The organism is Methanolobus sp., assembly GCF_030682845.1.
GTDB lineage: Archaea > Halobacteriota > Methanosarcinia > Methanosarcinales > Methanosarcinaceae > Methanolobus.
Window position 1 is genome coordinate 1 of the sequence record NZ_JAUXNK010000073.1, and the last position, 17393, is coordinate 17393.

The 17393-nt window shown below is 46.0% G+C and carries 25 protein-coding genes and 1 tRNA gene; 6 read left to right on the top strand and 20 right to left on the bottom strand.

Annotated elements, in window-relative coordinates; all coding sequences use genetic code 11:
• Nucleotides 1-36: 36 nt before the first annotated feature.
• The 20 genes from Q8J68_RS09305 to Q8J68_RS09400 form a co-directional block, all read right to left on the bottom strand.
• On the bottom strand, nucleotides 37-1269 hold the full coding sequence (locus Q8J68_RS09305; RefSeq protein ID WP_305311247.1) for a site-specific DNA-methyltransferase: 1233 nt from the start codon (nucleotides 1267-1269) through the stop codon (nucleotides 37-39).
• Between the two features lie 2 nt (nucleotides 1270-1271).
• The gene (locus tag Q8J68_RS09310) at nucleotides 1272-1556 is read right to left on the bottom strand and encodes a hypothetical protein (RefSeq protein ID WP_305311248.1); all 285 of its coding nucleotides are present in this window, start codon (nucleotides 1554-1556) and stop codon (nucleotides 1272-1274) included.
• Nucleotides 1553-4594 (bottom strand): phage/plasmid primase, P4 family, encoded by a 3042-nt coding sequence (locus tag Q8J68_RS09315; RefSeq protein WP_305311249.1) that lies wholly within the window; start codon nucleotides 4592-4594, stop codon nucleotides 1553-1555. The genes Q8J68_RS09310 and Q8J68_RS09315 overlap by 4 nt, the downstream gene beginning before the upstream one ends.
• Nucleotides 4595-4735: 141 nt before the next feature.
• Nucleotides 4736-4921, bottom strand: coding sequence for a hypothetical protein (locus Q8J68_RS09320; RefSeq protein ID WP_305311250.1), 186 nt, complete (start codon nucleotides 4919-4921; stop codon nucleotides 4736-4738).
• Nucleotides 4918-5154: a hypothetical protein gene (locus tag Q8J68_RS09325; RefSeq protein WP_305311251.1), complete on the bottom strand. Its 237-nt coding sequence runs from the start codon at nucleotides 5152-5154 to the stop codon at nucleotides 4918-4920. The genes Q8J68_RS09320 and Q8J68_RS09325 overlap by 4 nt, the downstream gene beginning before the upstream one ends.
• Nucleotides 5154-5396 carry a hypothetical protein gene (locus tag Q8J68_RS09330; RefSeq protein ID WP_305311252.1) on the bottom strand — a complete coding sequence of 81 codons (243 nt, stop codon included), beginning with the start codon at nucleotides 5394-5396 and terminating at the stop codon, nucleotides 5154-5156. Before Q8J68_RS09330 ends, Q8J68_RS09325 begins: the two co-directional genes overlap by 1 nt.
• Nucleotides 5375-5758, bottom strand: coding sequence for a hypothetical protein (locus Q8J68_RS09335; protein ID WP_305311253.1), 384 nt, complete (start codon nucleotides 5756-5758; stop codon nucleotides 5375-5377). Before Q8J68_RS09335 ends, Q8J68_RS09330 begins: the two co-directional genes overlap by 22 nt.
• Before the next feature lie 206 nt (nucleotides 5759-5964).
• Nucleotides 5965-6816, bottom strand: a complete 852-nt coding sequence (locus Q8J68_RS09340; protein ID WP_305311254.1) for a hypothetical protein — start codon at nucleotides 6814-6816, stop codon at nucleotides 5965-5967.
• Nucleotides 6813-7157 (bottom strand): hypothetical protein, encoded by a 345-nt coding sequence (locus Q8J68_RS09345; RefSeq protein WP_305311255.1) that lies wholly within the window; start codon nucleotides 7155-7157, stop codon nucleotides 6813-6815. Before Q8J68_RS09345 ends, Q8J68_RS09340 begins: the two co-directional genes overlap by 4 nt.
• Complete coding sequence (locus Q8J68_RS09350) at nucleotides 7154-7570, bottom strand: hypothetical protein (protein WP_305311256.1); 417 nt, start codon at nucleotides 7568-7570, stop codon at nucleotides 7154-7156. The genes Q8J68_RS09345 and Q8J68_RS09350 overlap by 4 nt, the downstream gene beginning before the upstream one ends.
• Nucleotides 7567-8622: an AAA family ATPase gene (locus Q8J68_RS09355; RefSeq protein WP_305311257.1), complete on the bottom strand. Its 1056-nt coding sequence runs from the start codon at nucleotides 8620-8622 to the stop codon at nucleotides 7567-7569. The genes Q8J68_RS09350 and Q8J68_RS09355 overlap by 4 nt, the downstream gene beginning before the upstream one ends.
• On the bottom strand, nucleotides 8622-8888 hold the full coding sequence (locus tag Q8J68_RS09360) for a hypothetical protein (protein ID WP_305311258.1): 267 nt from the start codon (nucleotides 8886-8888) through the stop codon (nucleotides 8622-8624). The genes Q8J68_RS09355 and Q8J68_RS09360 overlap by 1 nt, the downstream gene beginning before the upstream one ends.
• Complete coding sequence (locus Q8J68_RS09365; protein ID WP_305311259.1) at nucleotides 8888-9196, bottom strand: hypothetical protein; 309 nt, start codon at nucleotides 9194-9196, stop codon at nucleotides 8888-8890. The genes Q8J68_RS09360 and Q8J68_RS09365 overlap by 1 nt, the downstream gene beginning before the upstream one ends.
• Nucleotides 9197-9294: 98 nt before the next feature.
• Nucleotides 9295-9366 (bottom strand) — tRNA-Gln (locus tag Q8J68_RS09370).
• Between the two features lie 378 nt (nucleotides 9367-9744).
• Nucleotides 9745-9987, bottom strand: coding sequence for a hypothetical protein (locus tag Q8J68_RS09375; protein ID WP_305311260.1), 243 nt, complete (start codon nucleotides 9985-9987; stop codon nucleotides 9745-9747).
• A complete protein-coding gene (locus tag Q8J68_RS09380) occupies nucleotides 9984-10322 on the bottom strand; it encodes a hypothetical protein (RefSeq protein ID WP_305311261.1) in 339 nt (112 codons plus the stop codon). Before Q8J68_RS09380 ends, Q8J68_RS09375 begins: the two co-directional genes overlap by 4 nt.
• Nucleotides 10322-10675, bottom strand: coding sequence for a hypothetical protein (locus Q8J68_RS09385; RefSeq protein WP_305311262.1), 354 nt, complete (start codon nucleotides 10673-10675; stop codon nucleotides 10322-10324). The genes Q8J68_RS09380 and Q8J68_RS09385 overlap by 1 nt, the downstream gene beginning before the upstream one ends.
• Nucleotides 10676-10816 carry a hypothetical protein gene (locus tag Q8J68_RS09390; RefSeq protein WP_305311263.1) on the bottom strand — a complete coding sequence of 47 codons (141 nt, stop codon included), beginning with the start codon at nucleotides 10814-10816 and terminating at the stop codon, nucleotides 10676-10678.
• Between the two features lie 7 nt (nucleotides 10817-10823).
• Nucleotides 10824-11069 (bottom strand): hypothetical protein, encoded by a 246-nt coding sequence (locus Q8J68_RS09395; RefSeq protein ID WP_305311264.1) that lies wholly within the window; start codon nucleotides 11067-11069, stop codon nucleotides 10824-10826.
• Between the two features lies 1 nt (nucleotide 11070).
• Nucleotides 11071-11229 (bottom strand): hypothetical protein, encoded by a 159-nt coding sequence (locus tag Q8J68_RS09400; protein ID WP_305311265.1) that lies wholly within the window; start codon nucleotides 11227-11229, stop codon nucleotides 11071-11073.
• Between the two features lie 358 nt (nucleotides 11230-11587).
• Here Q8J68_RS09400 and Q8J68_RS09405 point away from each other — a divergent pair, with 358 nt between their 5' ends.
• The 6 genes from Q8J68_RS09405 (at nucleotide 11588) to Q8J68_RS09430 (ending at nucleotide 17260) form a co-directional block, all read left to right on the top strand.
• Nucleotides 11588-11818, top strand: a complete 231-nt coding sequence (locus Q8J68_RS09405) for a hypothetical protein (protein WP_305311266.1) — start codon at nucleotides 11588-11590, stop codon at nucleotides 11816-11818.
• A 56-nt stretch (nucleotides 11819-11874) separates the two neighbouring features.
• The gene (locus tag Q8J68_RS09410; RefSeq protein ID WP_305311267.1) at nucleotides 11875-12105 is read left to right on the top strand and encodes a hypothetical protein; all 231 of its coding nucleotides are present in this window, start codon (nucleotides 11875-11877) and stop codon (nucleotides 12103-12105) included.
• Nucleotides 12106-12277: 172 nt separating this feature from the next.
• Nucleotides 12278-15472 carry an N-6 DNA methylase gene (locus Q8J68_RS09415; RefSeq protein ID WP_305311268.1) on the top strand — a complete coding sequence of 1065 codons (3195 nt, stop codon included), beginning with the start codon at nucleotides 12278-12280 and terminating at the stop codon, nucleotides 15470-15472.
• A gap of 6 nt (nucleotides 15473-15478) precedes the next feature.
• Nucleotides 15479-15814, top strand: coding sequence for a hypothetical protein (locus Q8J68_RS09420; protein ID WP_305311269.1), 336 nt, complete (start codon nucleotides 15479-15481; stop codon nucleotides 15812-15814).
• A 46-nt stretch (nucleotides 15815-15860) separates the two neighbouring features.
• Nucleotides 15861-16934 carry a nucleoid-associated protein gene (locus tag Q8J68_RS09425; RefSeq protein ID WP_305311270.1) on the top strand — a complete coding sequence of 358 codons (1074 nt, stop codon included), beginning with the start codon at nucleotides 15861-15863 and terminating at the stop codon, nucleotides 16932-16934.
• Entirely contained in the window at nucleotides 16931-17260 is a 330-nt protein-coding gene (locus tag Q8J68_RS09430; RefSeq protein WP_305311271.1) for a hypothetical protein, read from the top strand. The genes Q8J68_RS09425 and Q8J68_RS09430 overlap by 4 nt, the downstream gene beginning before the upstream one ends.
• Nucleotides 17261-17393 lie beyond the last annotated feature (133 nt).

The window sequence follows — 17393 nt, forward strand, 5'->3', positions numbered from 1 at the left end:
TGAGGAGCTTGATGAGCGGCTCGGATACTTCTGCCATTATTGTGCTGCCCTTTTTTCTTCCCATGTGTATGTCTCTCCATTGCGCTTCAGTTCACGGTTGCCGGTCAGATTGACATATCTTTGAATTATGACATCAGCATATCGAGGATCAAGTTCAACTTGGTAACAGACACGATTGAGTTGATGTGACGCTACCATGGTCGTGCCAGATCCCCCAAACAGGTCCAGCACAAGGGCTTTCGGCCGGGATGAGTTACTGATGGCGTTTGCAACAAGGGCCACCGGCTTTGTGGTGGGGTGCAGTTCTGATGCAGAAGGACGGTCAAAGTTCCAGACGTCTGACTGCTTCCTGTCCTCCACCTGGCACAACCTTGGAGCACCGTCCTTCCAGCCATACCATATCGGCTCGTACTGGGTGTGATAGTCCTTCCTGGAGAGGACAAGCCTGTCCTTGGCCCATATGATCGTGCTGCTCCAGTGGTAGCTGTTCTCCTTGAGCGCTAACATCATGTTTCCCCATTCCTGAGCCGACATCACAACGTAGGTGGGAGCTCCGTCCTTTGAGAACCGGTTCATGCAGCTGAAGCTTGCCATCATGAACTCTTTGAAGTCCTCTGTCCCCATAGCATCGTTCAGGATGCTTCTCTGCCTCCAGCGTGGGTTCTTCGTTGCACCGTAGTTGACGTTCCAGGGCGGGTCAGTGAACACCAGATCGGCCCTTTGTTCACCCATGAGCTTGGCAACCTGGTCCGGGTCGGTGCTGTCCCCGCAGAGCAATCTGTGATTTCCCAGTTCCCAGATATCTCCAAGAACTGTCACCGGCTCTTCTGGTGGCTCAGGTGGTTCATCCTCTACGACCTCAAGCGGTGTTATCGATCCGAGCAGGCTATCAACATCATCCAGCGTGTAACCGGTGGCCTCAAGGTCGAAGTCCGGGATATCAGTGATTTCGTGCAGCAGTCTTGCAAGCATCTCAGTGTCCGTTTCTGCCAGTTCGGCCAGCCTGTTATCAGCGATGACGTAAGCCACGGCCTTCTCATAAGGCAGGTCGAGGGTTATTACGGGAACCTCGGTAAATCCCAGCTCAAGGGCAGCCTGGAGCCTTGCATGGCCTGCTACGACCATATTGTCTGATGCAATGAGGATGGGATTGGTCCAGCCAAACTCCCGCATTGATTTCTTTAGCATGCTCAGCTGATTTTCAGGGTGTTTCTTAGGATTCTTCACGAAAGGTTTTAGGTCAGCTATTGGTTTGTTCTGTACCTGCATGTTCATCCTCTTTTTTTAGTGTTGGAAATATTGGTTTTTTGCGTGTGTTCGATCTTTTCCTGCCCGGCGCCTAGTATCCTCCGACTTCCATGAGCTTTTGCCGCCACGGGCAAATTTGAGGCTTCCTCGCTTAGATCGACGGGGATCCTTGACAACCGTACAGTCCTTCCTACGACAACCTTCATCACTTCGCCACACCTGGTGCAGCTGACCTTATCTACAGGCTTTGTTATGTAGACCCTCTCCTTGCAATAGATACAGAGACGGGATACTGGGGTGAAGGTCATGTTCCCACCCACCTGAACTTGTTAGGAGTCAGCATCATCAATTCCCCCGATTGCTTCATTCTATCGAATATTTCACATACTTCATGGATACCGGCTGCATGACAAACACTAGTGACCTCTTTTATGTCGTCTGTTTTTCGACACACTTCCCTTAGAAAGTCCATTTTTTGACCCAAGGAAAGTTTAGGTTTTGTATCCGTCCGGGTTACGTCCGGGTTCTCTATTTTACCCGGACGGGATAAATTCGATTGCTGTAGACCGTCTTTATCCGAATCCGTCCGGGTTACCCAGGTTTTTTCCCTATTGTACGTATATACGTAATTATTATTTTCATTTTCAATATTACAATTAGATTGCATATTACTACAATGAGGCTTTGAACTTGGACACCCGGACGGATTGCTCTCTTCATCTCGGTTTTTGACGTCCGGGTTATTTTTGTCAACCCGGACGGATTGTCTAAATGAACAGTTCTGCCAGGTTCTTCTGCGATTACCGGTACTCTCCCGGCTCTCAACATATCCAAGTTTCTTAAATCTCTTACCAAAAATATTCTCTGCGGATGGTTCAACATTGTTGGATTGACACCAAACTATGTACTCGTTGAACATCCTGGACTTGAGAGTATCCCCATCAGAGTAGACGACGCACTCATCCGCGAAGGCCGCCACCGGGTCAGAGTTGATCCTATACATCTTCTGGACCTCCTCGGTTGATAGGTCATAACTGTACTCTCCTCTTTGCAGCAGGGCCCGGAGTGCCACCACACAGACATTGAATAGGCCGGATATCTCATCGGGTGTGGTGATCTTCGACAAAAGGTTCTTATCGGCTTTCTTCCCTTCGAATGTATAGGGAAATTTCAGCAGTATCCATCTGCGGAAGTATGCAAAGTCGTTCCCGGGAACAGGTGGTAGGTCATTGGCGCTGAATATTAACCTCGCTGTGTTCTTGAACTTGAAAGGATGTTCGAACTTTCTCTGTGCCCTTATCTCCTTCTCGTTGCCTGTGAGCATCTTGAAGGTGCTGTTCTCGTACAGTGTGCCTGACGCGAGGTCCGGGAATATGTTGGCCAGCTTTCCATACAGCTCTGCAAGAGAGTAAGGATCCTTTTCGAGCATATGCAGCGATTCTGCACTTGTGTTATGTGCTCCCAGGAACTCACCGAACATCGAGAGCATGACCGACTTTCCATTGGCCCCCTTCCCAAGGAACATGACCGATTTTTCTATCCTGGTGTCGGGTATCATGCAGTACCCTAGTATCTCATAGATCACTGGCCTGTATTGTTCTTCCAAGACCTCTGAGACGAACTTCTCGACTGCGGGACATGTAGCGTCTGGGTCGTATGTTATAGGCAGCTGCACAATGGAGAGATAATCGGGCGAGTGTGGCTCCAGCTCTCCGGTTTCAAGGTTGTACAATCCATTCAAAAGGTTGATCTTTTTGGTATCGTGGTTGATCTTCGACCTGGGTATGAGCGTTTCCAGCTGTACGTAATTGACTATTTCGGCTATGTGGTGTTTCTTTGACGTGTCTCCTAACGAGTTTTGTACTATCCTTGCGATGAGGTCCTCGCCCTGGGGAACATATACTCCATTGTGGTACACATATATGCTCTTGGTATCCTCGAAGGTGATGAACCTGGCAAGTGACAGTGTGTATTCTCCGAGCTTCTTGACCCTGAGTTTGCCCCCCTTTGTGAAAAACTCCATATCCTCGTCTATTATTTCCGGAGCATCTCCCCATTCGATGCTTTTGATTATCGTGTTGATGTCCTGCTTTGAGAGCCCGAAGTATTCCCTCACCTCGTTCTTTATGAAAATCTCCCTGTTAGACGGATCCATCTGCTTTAGGTCATTGAGTATGAACCTCTTCACGGCCCTTGTCTTTTCCAGGCTCCCATCTGGCACATGCTGTGCATGAAGCTTGATCTTCCACACATTATTCGATTCGAGATTGAGGAAATCGTCCTTTGTGTGGGTCTGCAGGTATTCTGCCAGGTCGATCTTGTCCACGCCTTCGGGCCTTGGCAGTTCGATGACCCTGACAGGAACGCCCTTTGACTCAAGGTACTCAGCTGTTGCGATCGCGCCTTTCCTTCCGGTCTCGTTGTCCTCGTTGTCATTGCAGACTATGACCTCTTTTTTGTTCCTGACCAGCTGGTAGACATACTCCTTCTGTTCGTCCTTGATCCGGACAGTGACCGGGGATATACACGCCAAACCTTCCTGGAGGACCTTGATGCAGTCTGTCACGCCCTCGGTTATTATGACCGAGTCGGCTTTCCTGATAGAATCCTCGCCGTAGAAAACAGAGTTGTCAATGATCTCACTGACATGTGGCCTCGTTTCGGAGTGAACCAGCTGCTTGAAGTACTTGGGGTTATTTCCGGTTGGATTCGGGTCCCTGCCGATGAAGTAGACGACCTTCTCACCCTTCCAGTAGGGGAATATTATTCTCCCTCGGAAGATATCCCGCATCCGGCCATTGCTGTCCACGTGGAAGAGGCCGGACATCTGCATGACGTCCAGAGGAAAGAGATCTTCCATCTCCTTCTGAAGATGGCAGTTCTCCGAGGCCCAACCTATCATGAGCTGATCGATCATTTTGTCGTCGATGCCCCACTTCTTGTGGATATACTCCCTGCACCCAGGTGTCAGCTGAGTGTGATAGTATCCTGCAGCTGTCCTAAGGAACGGGTATAGGATGGCCTTCTCGCCGAGGTCTTCGGATCGCTGGTTTTCAAGGATTACTCCAGCCTTCTCTGCAGCGATCTCGATGATTTTGGGAAAATCTGACTTGATGTCAAGGCCTTCCCGATACGCTATCCAGTTGAAGACATCCCCACCGTCCTCCTCGGCAAAGTTGTTGTAGACCTGGTTCTTGGGGTCCACTATCAGGGATGCTCCGGACTTCGAAGAAGCCAGTGTTGCCCCCCTGTATGTGTTTCCGACTTTCTTTAGGGTGATAGTTTCACCTATGAGGTCCACAATGTCTATCTTCGACTTGATGTCTTCGATTATCTCACGGCTCATATGCACCCTCAGCTTGCGTTTGTCCTTCGGTCATGAAGAATGTCCGTCCACAATCCAGGCAGACAAGACCGTTGCCGGCTGCAAGACATTCGCTTAGTATCCCGTTGCGTCGGGGGCAAAGGGGAGAAAGGTACATTTCACTTATTGCAGGGACAATGGTATCCCCTCCGTTTTTCTGAGCCGTGTTATTTCTGACCGTGGGATCCTCTTCCAGCTCCCGGAGATATCCACGGTCCTGATATCTTCTAATCCGATCATATTGCGTATCTTCTCAGGAGTCGTGTTCAGCGCGAGAGCTGCTTCGCTGACGGTGTAATGCTGTTTCACACCGGCACCTCTTCCACAACCCACTGCTTGACATTCCCTGGGACAATAACCCACAGTGACCGATTCCCTCTTCCTCTTCCAACCTTGTCAATGTGCCCAAGCAGATGTGCATCACGTATCGCACCGAGGTTGTTGAGGTCACGGCTGAGGTCACTGATTAGGAAGGGCCGTGTACCGACCCTCCCATATACCACATTGAGCCACTGTTTTGTATTGTGTTTCATGCGGCTCATCAATGAATCCTCCAGACATCCATCATGCTCTCATTGATACGCCATGTATTGCCCATCGGGTCTTTTTTCACAACTGTCAGCAGCCCTCTGTCGTGTGCTGCTTTGAGTGTGGGTGATATACATGGACCTAGTTTCAGTTCAGCTGATGTGAATTCACCGAGGCCGGCTGCCTGGTAGATGCGATTCATTAGGTGGACAATTGACCATTTGCAGGCGATAGTCACAGTATCACCCCAGGCCATGGTTTCACAGAAGCTCTTCCACTAATCCCAGAAATCAAGCTGGCTTTCCTAAGCCGGGTATGAATGACAATATCCCCCATCCGGACCACAAGAGCATAGATTCCATTGTTCTTCAGGAGGTACTCATGCTGTTCCTCGTTGAACACGAACCTGCCTGACCTTCTGCTCTTGTGGCTTCCAACGTCAGTAATGTATTGCTGGCAGGACTTGATCTCAAGCGGCTTCCCATCAAGTGTTGCGTCTACTGGTTGGCCATCGAGAGGTACACCCATGTATAAGGCAATTGATTTTTCGATGGTCTTGCCGTTCCTGGAAGCAAGAGTGTTCGATTCAAGGGTTATTTTACCAGCCCCTTCGGACATTCACCCATGTTTCCAGGGATTCGACCAGTGACATCACAATACCAGTTCACACGTGGTCCTCTGCTGGTCTCGATCTTGACGGGCTGCAGGTGGTCACAGTCAACACGTCTACATTTTGCAGTAGAAAGATATTCACTCATCAGGATCTTCCTCCTCTGTTTTGTGCAGGGTGTTCCATGCTTCAATGACCCTTTCCCAGCAGCACATCATGCATCACCTGCAGGAGATTCGGGTATCTTCCCGGCTCTGACTGCTTTCACGAAAGACCTGACAGCAGTAATGCGGTTCGTGCTACGCGCTTCGCCTAGGAGGGGAATGATCTCCTTTGCCAGATTATTCTCGGTGTCGGCCAGTTCCCACATCTCGGCCCACGAGGTTTTGACGGGTGAACATGTGCCATATGCGAGCTCTATCACTTCATCTTCCAAACAGCGATATCGTCCATTTGATGTGCCTGGTGTGTTTTTCCATGCACCGGAAACCGGTTCGTATTTTGTCGGCTTTCTTTCGGGTTCAGGCAGCAGTTCATCCTTCTCCCGGCTCACCATATGGAAGCAGTCGTCACAGTGGATTTCTCCTTTCCACTTATATGGGTTTTCAGAATGGAATTTCTGGCCACACTTGAAGCATGTGCGGAGAGGCAGGGATTGGATGAACTTGTCGATAGTTCTTGCTTTGTATGCATCCGAATGGAAGCATGACTCGCACACCTTCTGTCCCTCTGTCAGATCCGGGGAGATCATCTTGTGCAGATCTACCAGGCAACCACATTCAGAGCAAAGGAACTGGTTTGGGTCTGGGTGAGTTCCGCTTGGAGCAACGATTTCATTTTGTGCAACGGTTTCATTGCGTTTCACCAGATGCCTGCTCTTTGTTTCCTTGTGGTCCCCTCTCACGACCACCAACACATCAGAAAGGTCGGAAGAGGATTTTTTCATGGCTGCAGTGTAGGAGTTGTTGTCCTTGCCCGCTTTCAGGCTTTCTAGTGCCCTCTCCGCTCTGGCCACGTATCGCCTGCACTCTTCCAGGGAGATCTCAACGGCTGAAAGGTCAGTCACTGTGCATCACCTCCTGCCTGTTCTGCTGCTCTTCTGCGCCTCTCAAGTGCATCGTCATAGTCATCCAGCCTGCGCTGATTTGCTATCATCGGATAGACATGCCATTTATCCAGCTTTGCCTCATCCATCTCTGCAGCCACCTTCACCTTGATGTTCGCAGACCCCAGGAGATGCTTGACGAGTTCTTCCTGATCCTGGAACTCAATGTACATGCCCCTCTTCTGTAGTGTCTCGTTGTAGTCATTCACAAGGCCGATCATGTGTTCCTTAGCGACTGCCTCGATATGATCTCCAAGTACTTTGGGAAGCTCATTAACGAGGAAGGTACGATCTAGTTTCAATTTCTCACCTCCTGGATATCCTTCAGGGTAAACACAATGCCGATACAGTACAGTTCATCATCTTCCATCATGTCAAATGTTTCATGAGGGATCTTGGTCCCGTATGTCCAGCAGGGATTTCCTTTGTCGTGCCAGATGGCTTGAATAACAACTCCTTTATCCCGCTCTGCCTGGAAGTACGGGCACCGGTCATCGTCACATAGATTGTTGATCAATCCAGTGCTGTCCAGATGGGCCTTGCCGCCACAGAAACAGCTGACATCGTCGTATATCGCACCCTCGAAAACCACAATGTCATCGGATGCACCGTAGACTATCACAAGGCCGTTTTCTTTGGCAATTGCAGCATGTTCTTTTGTCACACCGGTGTATTCAATGCCGTCGAGGAGTGTAGCAAGTTCTTTTGCGTTCATGCGCTCACCTCCACCCCATTGCCGGTGATCTTCATGTCTGCAATCTTGGTACGATGGCCTACAGATCTGCTCCGGAAAGCACTGATCCGGATGTTGGTATATGCGGGCTTGCGGTCCACGATCTCAGTCTTCCAGATCTCCTTGGCTGCAAACTGGCTCTTGTCTCCAAAGGGCCGCAGGATATGGTCTTTGTCCTTGTTGAACTCAGACTCTGGCTGGTTGGTGACCACTACAATACCATTGTTCCTGTAGGCCCAGCTCTTGAGATCTCCAAAGATGGCGATGAGCTTCAGGAGAGCATCGCCTTTTTGCTTCACCGACATCCTGGCAAAAGTGGTCAGGACAGGGAAGCCTATCGAGTCAATGACAACAACATCCACTTTCGGAAGGTTCTGTACAATCTTGTCGATCTCATCGATGATCGGAGTGTACTTGTACTCACATCCCTTCAGGTCTTTGACATCTGCCTCAGTGAGGTTCCTTTCAGTGTCCAGATAGAATACTTTCTTCCCCGAAGCAATTGCTTCTCTGGCCACTGTCATGGCAAACTTAGACTTTCCTGATCCAGTGTCTCCGAACACCTCAAGGACGTCATTTCCTGTGTATTGATGGATGAGGTCCAGGAGAGGAGTGGATTTCTTGTCAGCTGCAGGCGATGGCTGAGGAGGCTTTTCTTCTGGCTTTGCTGCAGGCTGAGTATCGTTATTTTGATATGCTGGTGATGCCTTTTCTTCACTGGTGGACTCTTCCTTGCCATACTCTTTCTCTTTGCTTTGGTCGGCGTTAGAGGGAGTACTTTCCGGAATGGGTTCACCAACACTTATGCTTCCAACCAGGTTCTTGAGCTCAACGAATATGGGGTCATCCGGGGCGTCATACTCGCGGTGATCTTCTACCCACTTGAACACATCGCCGTTCTTGAAATCGACAGCCCAGAACACAAACTCCTTAGGGTCGTCGCTGGGTTTCTTCCAAATATCAGTCTTGTTGAGAGTTTTGTATCCCATCATTTCAAGAATGGGTACCAGTGTTGTTTTGTCAAGATCTGCCATCACTGACCACCTCTCTTCAGGACCGCGTTGATTGCAGCCTGGACCTCTTCAAGGCCTCTGGCCATGTCGGCGTGGATGAGCGTGTACACCTCTTCCCCGTTCTCCAGCTTGCGGGTTATTTCCACCTGTGCAGCCGGTTTGATGTTACCTTTTGAATCGATCTCTGCACCTACCTTCGTGCGGATCTCATATGTTTGGGTATAGGTGATACGTTGCTCAGAAACGGGCACTACATACTGCAGGTGCATTAACGGCATTTCTCCCATCAGATCACCTCGCCGTTCTGGAAAACGATCTTCCTACCAAAGAACTCCCTGGAGTGTACCACGTTGTCAGTGATGCTGTGAAGGTATGCCCCCAGCCTCATCGCGACCTCTGTGGGTGCAACACCATAGATAACTACAGTGCAGTTCTGGGACGGACAGTTCTGTACTTTCCGGCCCACGTATTTCAAAAAGGAGTCCACGTCATTATCGTCGTAGTCTTTCCACGGTTCAATTGACCGGCGCATTACGCCAGTGGGAATCTTGTTCAGGTCAATAGTGACCTCGACACTCGTTTCGCATTTTTGCACTTTGCTTACCTCTTTTTTGTTATTAGTCGCCCGCAACGGTGTGGGGGTTATTGTGGGTTGGTTCTGTTTGGTCTTTGAAAAAAGACCGCTGCGGGCTATGGTCCCATTCGGAATCGAACCGAAATCTCCAGCTTCAAAGGCTGGAATCATTGCCTCTAGACCATGGGACTGTTTGCGGGTCTTTCCCCGCCGTCAATAACATTTCTCTACACTTGTCTGAAGGTTGACCTGCGATACACACCGTATCATCGGACGGCTAGCCTCGAAGCCACACGAGAGACTCGAACTCCCAACCAGCTGGTTACAGGCCAGCCGCGCTTCCATTGCGCCAGTGTGGCAAACATAGAGTGCAGCGGAGGTTACTGCACCCTCGAATCATTGTGATATTGGAACCTTGTTTTTCGGATACGGTATATCTGATGTCATGCACTTGGCTGGCACATGGAAGAAAGTCCGGCACTTGGTGCAGACATACCTCATCTTCCGGATATGTCGCTCGATTCAGAGACTACCACATTCAGGGCAGCACTTGCGATCTCTCAGCCCGATCATCTCAATTCCACCCTGATCTCCACCCGGGAGACACCTTCACTGAACTCGTTGTGCCAGAATCCAACATCACATACAGTGCATCCGGTATGTTGCTCGAAATCTGAGAGCAGTGTCGCTATCCTATGCTCGATGCCTGCCTTCATCCTGCGCACTTCACCCAGGGACATTTTGTCTTGGACTTTCTCCATGCCATGGCGGAAAACCGGACAGGTGAGTTGTTCAGAAAGCACGGAGTTCATAAGCTGACCTCCTGGGAACCGCTCGCATTGCAGGCATCTTCCTGATAGTACCTGGCCATCTGTTCCGGGGAGATCTCTCTGGTGATCTCATGTCCGCAGCTGGTGCACCTCCAATAGGATCTAGCACCGAGTTTGACAGTTACAGCTGCTTCATGGCATTTCATGGTCAGGCGGTAGCACTCGATGCAGTTGGATACCTGGCCAATAGCTGCCCTAGCTGTATCCATCGCATGATTGAGCCTGCGCTCATCACCAGCTATGTCCATCCAATACTTGGCATCTCCACGGAATGAGCCTACGACAGGACCATGTCCTCTGCTTCTTCCGGATGCCATCAGAGCACCTCGATGGTTACACTTAGCTTCACGAAAGTTTTCTTCCTGAACTGCAGCAGTTCCTCATGCCCGGCAGCTACATATCCTTCCATGGCCTTGTTATCCCATGTGTAGCGAGGATATCCCTTCTTGAAGGTGTCTTTGCCGAAATCACCTTTGTAGGATTTCTCCTGCATCAGAACCGCATTGCGGATGTTCTCTTCATGGGCCTGTATCTTTTCCACATAAGGGTCCATGATCTCTCTCATCTTTGCCTCGAGCTCCTGCATCCGGGTTTTGTATGGACCTAGCTCTTCGGTCATGACTTGCTTGAGTTGCTGCATGGCGATGAACTCAGTATCAACGTCGGTCATTTACTCCTCAACCCCCGCAGCTACCTTTATATTGTGTATAGTTCTCCTGCAGAACTCGTCTCCTCTTTCCAGCATGCGGGTGGTGTAGGGGTGACGTTGCAGGAACTCCCTGGCTTCTTCTCGTATCTCATCGGAAATCATTTTGAGATCACCTCATTACCGATACAGTGCCGGCAGATCCACCAAACCAACCTTGGGGAATAGAGATTTCCTGACCCATTGCCTGTATTTTTTCGACAAACCTCAGCTCTGCAGCCTTCTCGTTGATCATGGCACTGATCAGTGCACTGCATCCGAGCTGGTTGCAGTAATGCGAACCCAGGATGTATTCGAGATTGTCCTGGGTTATCTTGTCCATTGAAAAAGCCTTGACCTCTGTCTTTCTTTTTTGCATTTCATATTCCTCTTTCTTTTTTGATTGCTAGAATGCCCTTTCTGACTGCATCCCTGTGCGCCTCTGCAAAATTGTTGTAAAATCCGGCATCGGCGATTTGTCTCAGTTCAGCTTTGTCAGCGGGCGGTAATCGGAAACTTGTAGGACGGTTGTTAGTCATGTTTGTACCATTACAGTTGTAATTCATATGTACGTATGTTCTATATTTAAAACTTGCCGTACGATTGTAATTCTATCGTAATAGGATATTATATAAAAAGAGACTACAATACGACTACATAAGTAATATGAAATCGTCTAACTCCACTCAACAGCGGAAATCAAAAGTGATATCCGTCTCACTTAATGATTATCAAATAACGAAAGCTAAAAGGCTTGCAGATGATGGCCCGTTCAGTTCAGTCTCCGATGTGATATCTGTTGCATTGACAGAATTTATCGTTAGGCATGAGCTTCCAGGTGAGAATATTGGTGCAAAAATAGTTATGGTTTTGAATCAAACCAAAGAGGGGCAGCAAGTGATTAGATCTATCTATGAGCAAGACTGGGTGGAACATGACAATGTCACTGCGTCACATATATGCTTGGATGTGAAAGAATCTATCGACAGCTATCTCGAGAGTACCGATGGACGTGCCCTAATCAGATCGGTTATCATGGAAGCGTTCACTCCGACTGATGCCGCGCACATGAAAGAGTCTAAGAAGAACGGCAATCGACCGATTATCGTTGATGATATTATTGAATAGACTTAAAAAAGGACAGATTCACCATGGAGCAAACTCTTAATTGTGAGTTCGAGGATTTGGACGAGATTATAGAGGATTTGGCTTCAGTGAACGCCGAAATAAAGGAGTTGGATGAAAGGATTGCACGGGCTATCAACGATAACGTTGTATATGACCTAATGCGAGAAAAAAGACTCCTGTTGGAACGGAAAGAACTGTGCGAGATCAAGCTCAAACTGATAAAACCAGTCCTAGCATCCCCGGGAAGTAAAAAACCTATTGTCATTGTAGACGATATAATCGAATAATTTTTTCATTTCATCAAAGTCAAGAATAGTTTGCTGCAATGCGAACTGTCGAATAAAAGAAGATACATTGACCAATAATAACAGTAAGTTGTACGTATAGTTATACAACACAATCCCAGCGTGATGAGAACAAAGAAGATACAAAAAACCGTGATTTTTTTGATGTGATAATATGCCCGTCCCCCCAGCAATAACGGAACTTGTAGAACGATTTAATCAGTACTACAGCAAATACACTTCTCCTTCTTACAACGAAACACAAGTAAGAAGAGAATTCATTGACCCGCTTTTTAAGGCATTGGGGTGGGATGTGGACAATACCCAGGCATACGATGAACGATATAAAGAAGTGATCCACGAGGATGCTGTAAAAGTCGGCGGCAAGACAAAGGCTCCAGACTATTCTTTCAGGATTGGGGGATCGAGGAAGTTCTTTGTTGAAGCAAAGAAGCCGGCAGTAAATCTAAAAGAGAATCCAGAACCCGCCTATCAGCTACGCCGGTATGCATGGAGCGCCAAACTGCCTATAAGCATTCTGACGGACTTCGAGGAATTCATTGTCTATGACTGTACAAAGAAACCCTCGCCTAAAGACAAGTCTTCTTTGGGGCGTATCGAATATTACACTTACAAGGACTATATAGAAAAATGGGATGAGATAGAGTCTAAATATTCAAAAAAGGCAATTTTTACAGGCAGATTTGATGACCTTGCCGACAGCCTTGTTCAGAAGAAAGGAGGGAAGGGGACAGCCGGAATAGATGATGCTTTCTTGGCAGAGATTGAAGGCTGGCGCGATGAACTCGCCAGAAACATCGCAATTAGAAATACAAGTCTGTCTGTGCGTGAATTAAACCTTGCTGTACAAAAAATTATTGATAGGCTTATATTTTTGAGGATATGTGAGGATCGTGGTATTGAGGAATACGAGCAGTTAAAAAAGAGAGCTGAGGGGAAGGATGTTTACAAAAACCTAATCAATCTCTTCCTTGATGCGGATGACAAGTATAATTCTGGGATTTTTCATTTCAGAAATGAGGATGGCATGGATGAGCCAGACATTCTTACAACGTCTCTTGAGATTGATGATAGAACCCTCAAACATATTATAGGCAGACTTTACTACCCCGAATCTCCTTATGTGTTCTCTGTTATTCCTGCTGATATCTTAGGACAGGTTTACGAGCAGTTCCTGGGTAAAGTTATCCGGCTCACCGCATCCCACCAGGCAAAGATAGAAGAGAAGCCCGAGGTCAAGAAAGCCGGTGGTGTTTTCTATACTCCTACTTACATCGTGGACTATATTGTAAAGAACACAGTCGGAGAGGTCGTAAAAAGCAAGACGCCGACAGAAGTATCAGATATAACTATAGTAGATCCAGCTTGTGGATCCGGCTCTTTTTTAATTGGCGCATATCAGTATCTCCTCGATTGGCATGTGGATTGGTACATGAACAATCTCGTGCCGTTATTGAACAGTGGGAAAAGTGCTGCTGATAAAGATATCAAAAAACTTTTACCAATAAAACCTGCCACGAAGAAAAAGGGAAGGACTAAAAAAGAAAAGAGGGAAGCAAGGTCTGCAGGGAGCGATTATTATTTCCCTATATACCAAGCGAGTGAGGATGACTGGCGGCTTACTTCTGATGAGAAGAAAAGGATTCTGCTAAACAATATCTATGGCGTGGACATCGACCAGCAGGCGGTTGAAGTTACAAAGCTCTCCTTGCTTCTGAAGGTCCTTGAAGGTGAAAAGAAAGAGCGCATCTCCAAGCAGCTTACTATTACGCATGAAAGGGTGCTCCCGTCGCTCCATGAGAATATTAAATGCGGAAATTCCCTTATTGGTCCTGATATATATTCAAACGGCCAGATGACATTTGAGAGTGATGAAGATTTTTACAGAGTTAATGCGTTTGACTGGTATCAGGAATTCTCAGATGTGTTTGATGAGGGGGGTTTTGATGCGGTTATCGGAAATCCCCCATATATTAGAATTCAAGCGATGAAGGAATGGGCACCCATTGAAGTTGAGTTTTACAAAAAATTGTATAAATCTGCAAGTAAAGGTAACTATGACATATATGTGGTATTTGTAGAGAAAGGCCTTTCACTTTTAAATGACGATGGCCTTTTAGGGTATATTCTCCCTCATAAGTTTTTCAATGCTCAATATGGTAAGCCGCTTCGTGAATTGATTGATAACGGTAAGTATATTCGTTCAATAGTTCATTTTGGTCATCAGCAGGTATTTGCAAATGCCACAACCTACACATGTCTTCTATTTCTGACGGCAAAGGAACAGGATACATTCATCTTCGAGAGTGTTGAGGATTTAGATGATTGGAAATCTTCTGGAAGAACAATTCAAGGCGAGATTTCTTCTGGCGACGTTACAGGAGATGATTGGAATTTCCTAGTTGGAGAAGGAGGGGACTTATACAGGCGATTACAAGAATTCCCCTTAAAACTAGAGGATGTTACATATCGAATTTTTCAGGGCGTTAAGACCAGCGCAGATAAAATATACATTGTTGAAGAAGTCACCAGGCAGGATGGCAAAGTAAAGATATACTCGCCAGAAAAAGAAGCTGAATATTGGATGGAATCAGATTTACTTCATCCGTTGGTTAAAGGTGGTGACAGTAAAAGATACCGTTTATCCACCACCAACAGATTGATTCTCTTTCCCTATGCAGAGAAACCAGATGGTAAGAATGGACTGATGCCAGAATCAGTAATAATAGAGAAATATCCGCTAACTTGGCACTATTTACTTGAGAATAAGAAATATCTTGAGAATAGAGAAAATGGAAAGATGAAAGGAGCAAAATGGTATGGATATGTATACCCAAAGGCTTTAGATGTCATGCAGTTACCGAAAATATTCACTCCGGATTTGGTATCTCAAGTATCATTTTCCATTGATGAGACTGGAGAGATTTTCTTTACAGGTGGCGCTTCTGGGGGCTACGGCATACTTATTGAAAAAGGTTATTCACAGAACTTTATCTTAGGTTTGCTGAACAGTAAGCTGACGAATTGTTTTTTGCAGCAATTTTCGACAAAGATGCGTGGCGGCTGGTTTAGTTGTGAAGCAAGATTCATCAAGCACATTCCAGTCTGCACCATTGACCCTTCAAATCCCGAAGATGTAGCCAAGCATGACAAGATTGTGTTCCTGGTCGAACAAATGCTTGAGCTGCAAAAAAAGCTAGACAATACAAAGCTTGGCAATGAAAAAGAGATGATTCACCGTCGTATAAGTGCAAAGAGTGCTGAGATTGACAGACTTGTTTATGAGCTTTACGGGATGACAACAGAGGAAATAGCAATTATTGAAGATTCGTTGGTTAGGAACCGGTGAGAATGAATGTACATCAAAACACCTTGCTATGTATGTGGAGAAAAATCCTTCCACTATGTCAAAGTGCACCACAGAATCGTCTTCTTGGGTGATCGGAAGATATCATGGGTAACGTCTGCTGATGTAACTGACACCTGCTCCCCAGAAGAACTGGCCGCATCAGTCCTTCATGAGCTGTCAAATCATGTCTACAACGGCATTACCACTAATGAGCTCTGCAAAATACTGCGGGAAAAGTTCGGTGTCCTCGAGCAATACTGCTGCGATATCGTCCAGCTGCTGAAGATCCGGATGCACATGTACTGTCCTGACAGGCAGCATTTGTATTTTGTTGACGCTTAATAGAAGGTAGATCTGACTACGTACTATGTAACATGAGATTGATAACATGAGAGATGCAACTAATATTATACTTGATGAATTGATTGTCCACATCCTCAACCCTAGAAAAATTGAGGGGAAGGTTCTATCAGAACGTACGATACCACTTGAAAATAACCCCCTGCTTGTTGATTATTTTATAGGTCATATTAAGAATTCATTAAAGGATCCTACTGCAAAAGCTGCAAGTTTTGAGGCGGTTGATCAAAATCTTGTATCTGGAATTTGTAATGATTTATTAGAAGGCAATACTACGTTAGTAGATGGATCAGTGAGATTAGCTGAGAAATTATATGATATTATTGCAGAAGATAGGAGAATCAATCCTTGTGATTTAGCAGTGTGTTTTTATCGAGTTAAAAATACTGAAGACGCTGAAGACTACACCAGATATTTAGCGTTTTTAAATATTGAACCTTCTGAAGTTTTCCGCCATGAAACCAAAGAAGATGCAGATGGTAAAACATATGTTGGTTACACAATAGAAAAAGATGTAATGCCTACAACAGGGGAAAAGCTTCAGAAATGTGCATTTATCCGAAGCCTTGACCCACGACCTGATTATGACATGATATTGCTTGATAGGCAAAAACGTGGAGAAGAAGTTGCAAAGTTTTTTGTGAAAGATTTTCTTGGTGCTAAGCCGAAGTTTGACGATAAAAACAGAACAGAAAAACTTTATTCAGGGCTAATAAATGCTAAAAACAAACTGTATGATAAACTGGGACCACAACAAAACGAATTATTGGATCAAGCAATTCGTGTTGCTATTCAATGCACCCATATTAATGTTGAAACCTGGGTAGACGGATTACCTTTCTCTGAAGATCATAAAAAGACAATTAAAGAAGAAGTTTCACATAAAATACCCGATATCGAATTTGATCTTGATACTGAATTTGCAACGACTCTCGTTAAAAAACGGTCATACCGCGGAGCTAATAAATTAAGAATAACATATCAAATAGCAGAAGATGGAATTGATAATATACTTCAATCAGCAGAGCGTAAGGAGCCGCCGGGGGAACCAGTTTATTATGAAGTCATTATCCATACAAAAGAATGGAAGGAGATCAAATGAACAACATGCAGAGGTTTAATAATTTAACAAAACCTTTGCTGGATTTTGGAAATGTTCTCCAGATAGAACCCGACACATGGATTGAAAGGGAAGAGCTAGAATCCATTTCATATGATGACGAGCTAAATCATGAATCAATTAAGAGAATTAAGTTAGAACACATCACTTCTCTGAAAGATACATATGGCGATGCGATCAGTTTTTCTTTCCGTCTAGAGGATTTAGTAGTATTCAATATATCTCAAGAGGTTAATGAAGATTCCTTGAAAGAATTGCATGATTATAGTAAAGATAATTACCTGCTTAATTTCAACCTGAAATTATAGTTGTTAACTTAACATTTTTAACTTATTTTTCAGAAACGTTTCAATCCATTTTCTTGCGAAGCTAATCTTTGATGAACAACTAATAAACGTCTCAGCAATCAGATTTTTCATATGGGCAAGATCTTTCACAAAA

Excerpts from the sequence above, each read along its gene's own strand:
- Q8J68_RS09390 (WP_305311263.1), bottom strand. The coding sequence starts at position 10,816 with ATGATTTCCGATGAGATACGAGAAGAAGCCAGGGAGTTCCTGCAACGT.
- Q8J68_RS09305 (WP_305311247.1), bottom strand. The coding sequence starts at position 1,269 with ATGCAGGTACAGAACAAACCAATAGCTGACCTAAAACCTTTCGTGAAG.
- Q8J68_RS09360 (WP_305311258.1), bottom strand. The coding sequence starts at position 8,888 with ATGGGAGAAATGCCGTTAATGCACCTGCAGTATGTAGTGCCCGTTTCT.
- Q8J68_RS09315 (WP_305311249.1), bottom strand. The coding sequence starts at position 4,594 with ATGAGCCGTGAGATAATCGAAGACATCAAGTCGAAGATAGACATTGTG.
- Q8J68_RS09430 (WP_305311271.1), top strand. The coding sequence starts at position 16,931 with ATGAACAACATGCAGAGGTTTAATAATTTAACAAAACCTTTGCTGGAT.
- Q8J68_RS09375 (WP_305311260.1), bottom strand. The coding sequence starts at position 9,987 with ATGAACTCCGTGCTTTCTGAACAACTCACCTGTCCGGTTTTCCGCCAT.
- Q8J68_RS09385 (WP_305311262.1), bottom strand. The coding sequence starts at position 10,675 with ATGACCGACGTTGATACTGAGTTCATCGCCATGCAGCAACTCAAGCAA.
- Q8J68_RS09310 (WP_305311248.1), bottom strand. The coding sequence starts at position 1,556 with ATGACCTTCACCCCAGTATCCCGTCTCTGTATCTATTGCAAGGAGAGG.
- Q8J68_RS09415 (WP_305311268.1), top strand. The coding sequence starts at position 12,278 with ATGCCCGTCCCCCCAGCAATAACGGAACTTGTAGAACGATTTAATCAG.
- Q8J68_RS09420 (WP_305311269.1), top strand. The coding sequence starts at position 15,479 with ATGTACATCAAAACACCTTGCTATGTATGTGGAGAAAAATCCTTCCAC.
- Q8J68_RS09400 (WP_305311265.1), bottom strand. The coding sequence starts at position 11,229 with ATGACTAACAACCGTCCTACAAGTTTCCGATTACCGCCCGCTGACAAA.
- Q8J68_RS09350 (WP_305311256.1), bottom strand. The coding sequence starts at position 7,570 with ATGAACGCAAAAGAACTTGCTACACTCCTCGACGGCATTGAATACACC.
- Q8J68_RS09330 (WP_305311252.1), bottom strand. The coding sequence starts at position 5,396 with ATGGCCTGGGGTGATACTGTGACTATCGCCTGCAAATGGTCAATTGTC.
- Q8J68_RS09355 (WP_305311257.1), bottom strand. The coding sequence starts at position 8,622 with ATGGCAGATCTTGACAAAACAACACTGGTACCCATTCTTGAAATGATG.
- Q8J68_RS09335 (WP_305311253.1), bottom strand. The coding sequence starts at position 5,758 with ATGTCCGAAGGGGCTGGTAAAATAACCCTTGAATCGAACACTCTTGCT.
- Q8J68_RS09325 (WP_305311251.1), bottom strand. The coding sequence starts at position 5,154 with ATGAGCCGCATGAAACACAATACAAAACAGTGGCTCAATGTGGTATAT.
- Q8J68_RS09395 (WP_305311264.1), bottom strand. The coding sequence starts at position 11,069 with ATGCAAAAAAGAAAGACAGAGGTCAAGGCTTTTTCAATGGACAAGATA.
- Q8J68_RS09425 (WP_305311270.1), top strand. The coding sequence starts at position 15,861 with ATGAGAGATGCAACTAATATTATACTTGATGAATTGATTGTCCACATC.
- Q8J68_RS09380 (WP_305311261.1), bottom strand. The coding sequence starts at position 10,322 with ATGGCATCCGGAAGAAGCAGAGGACATGGTCCTGTCGTAGGCTCATTC.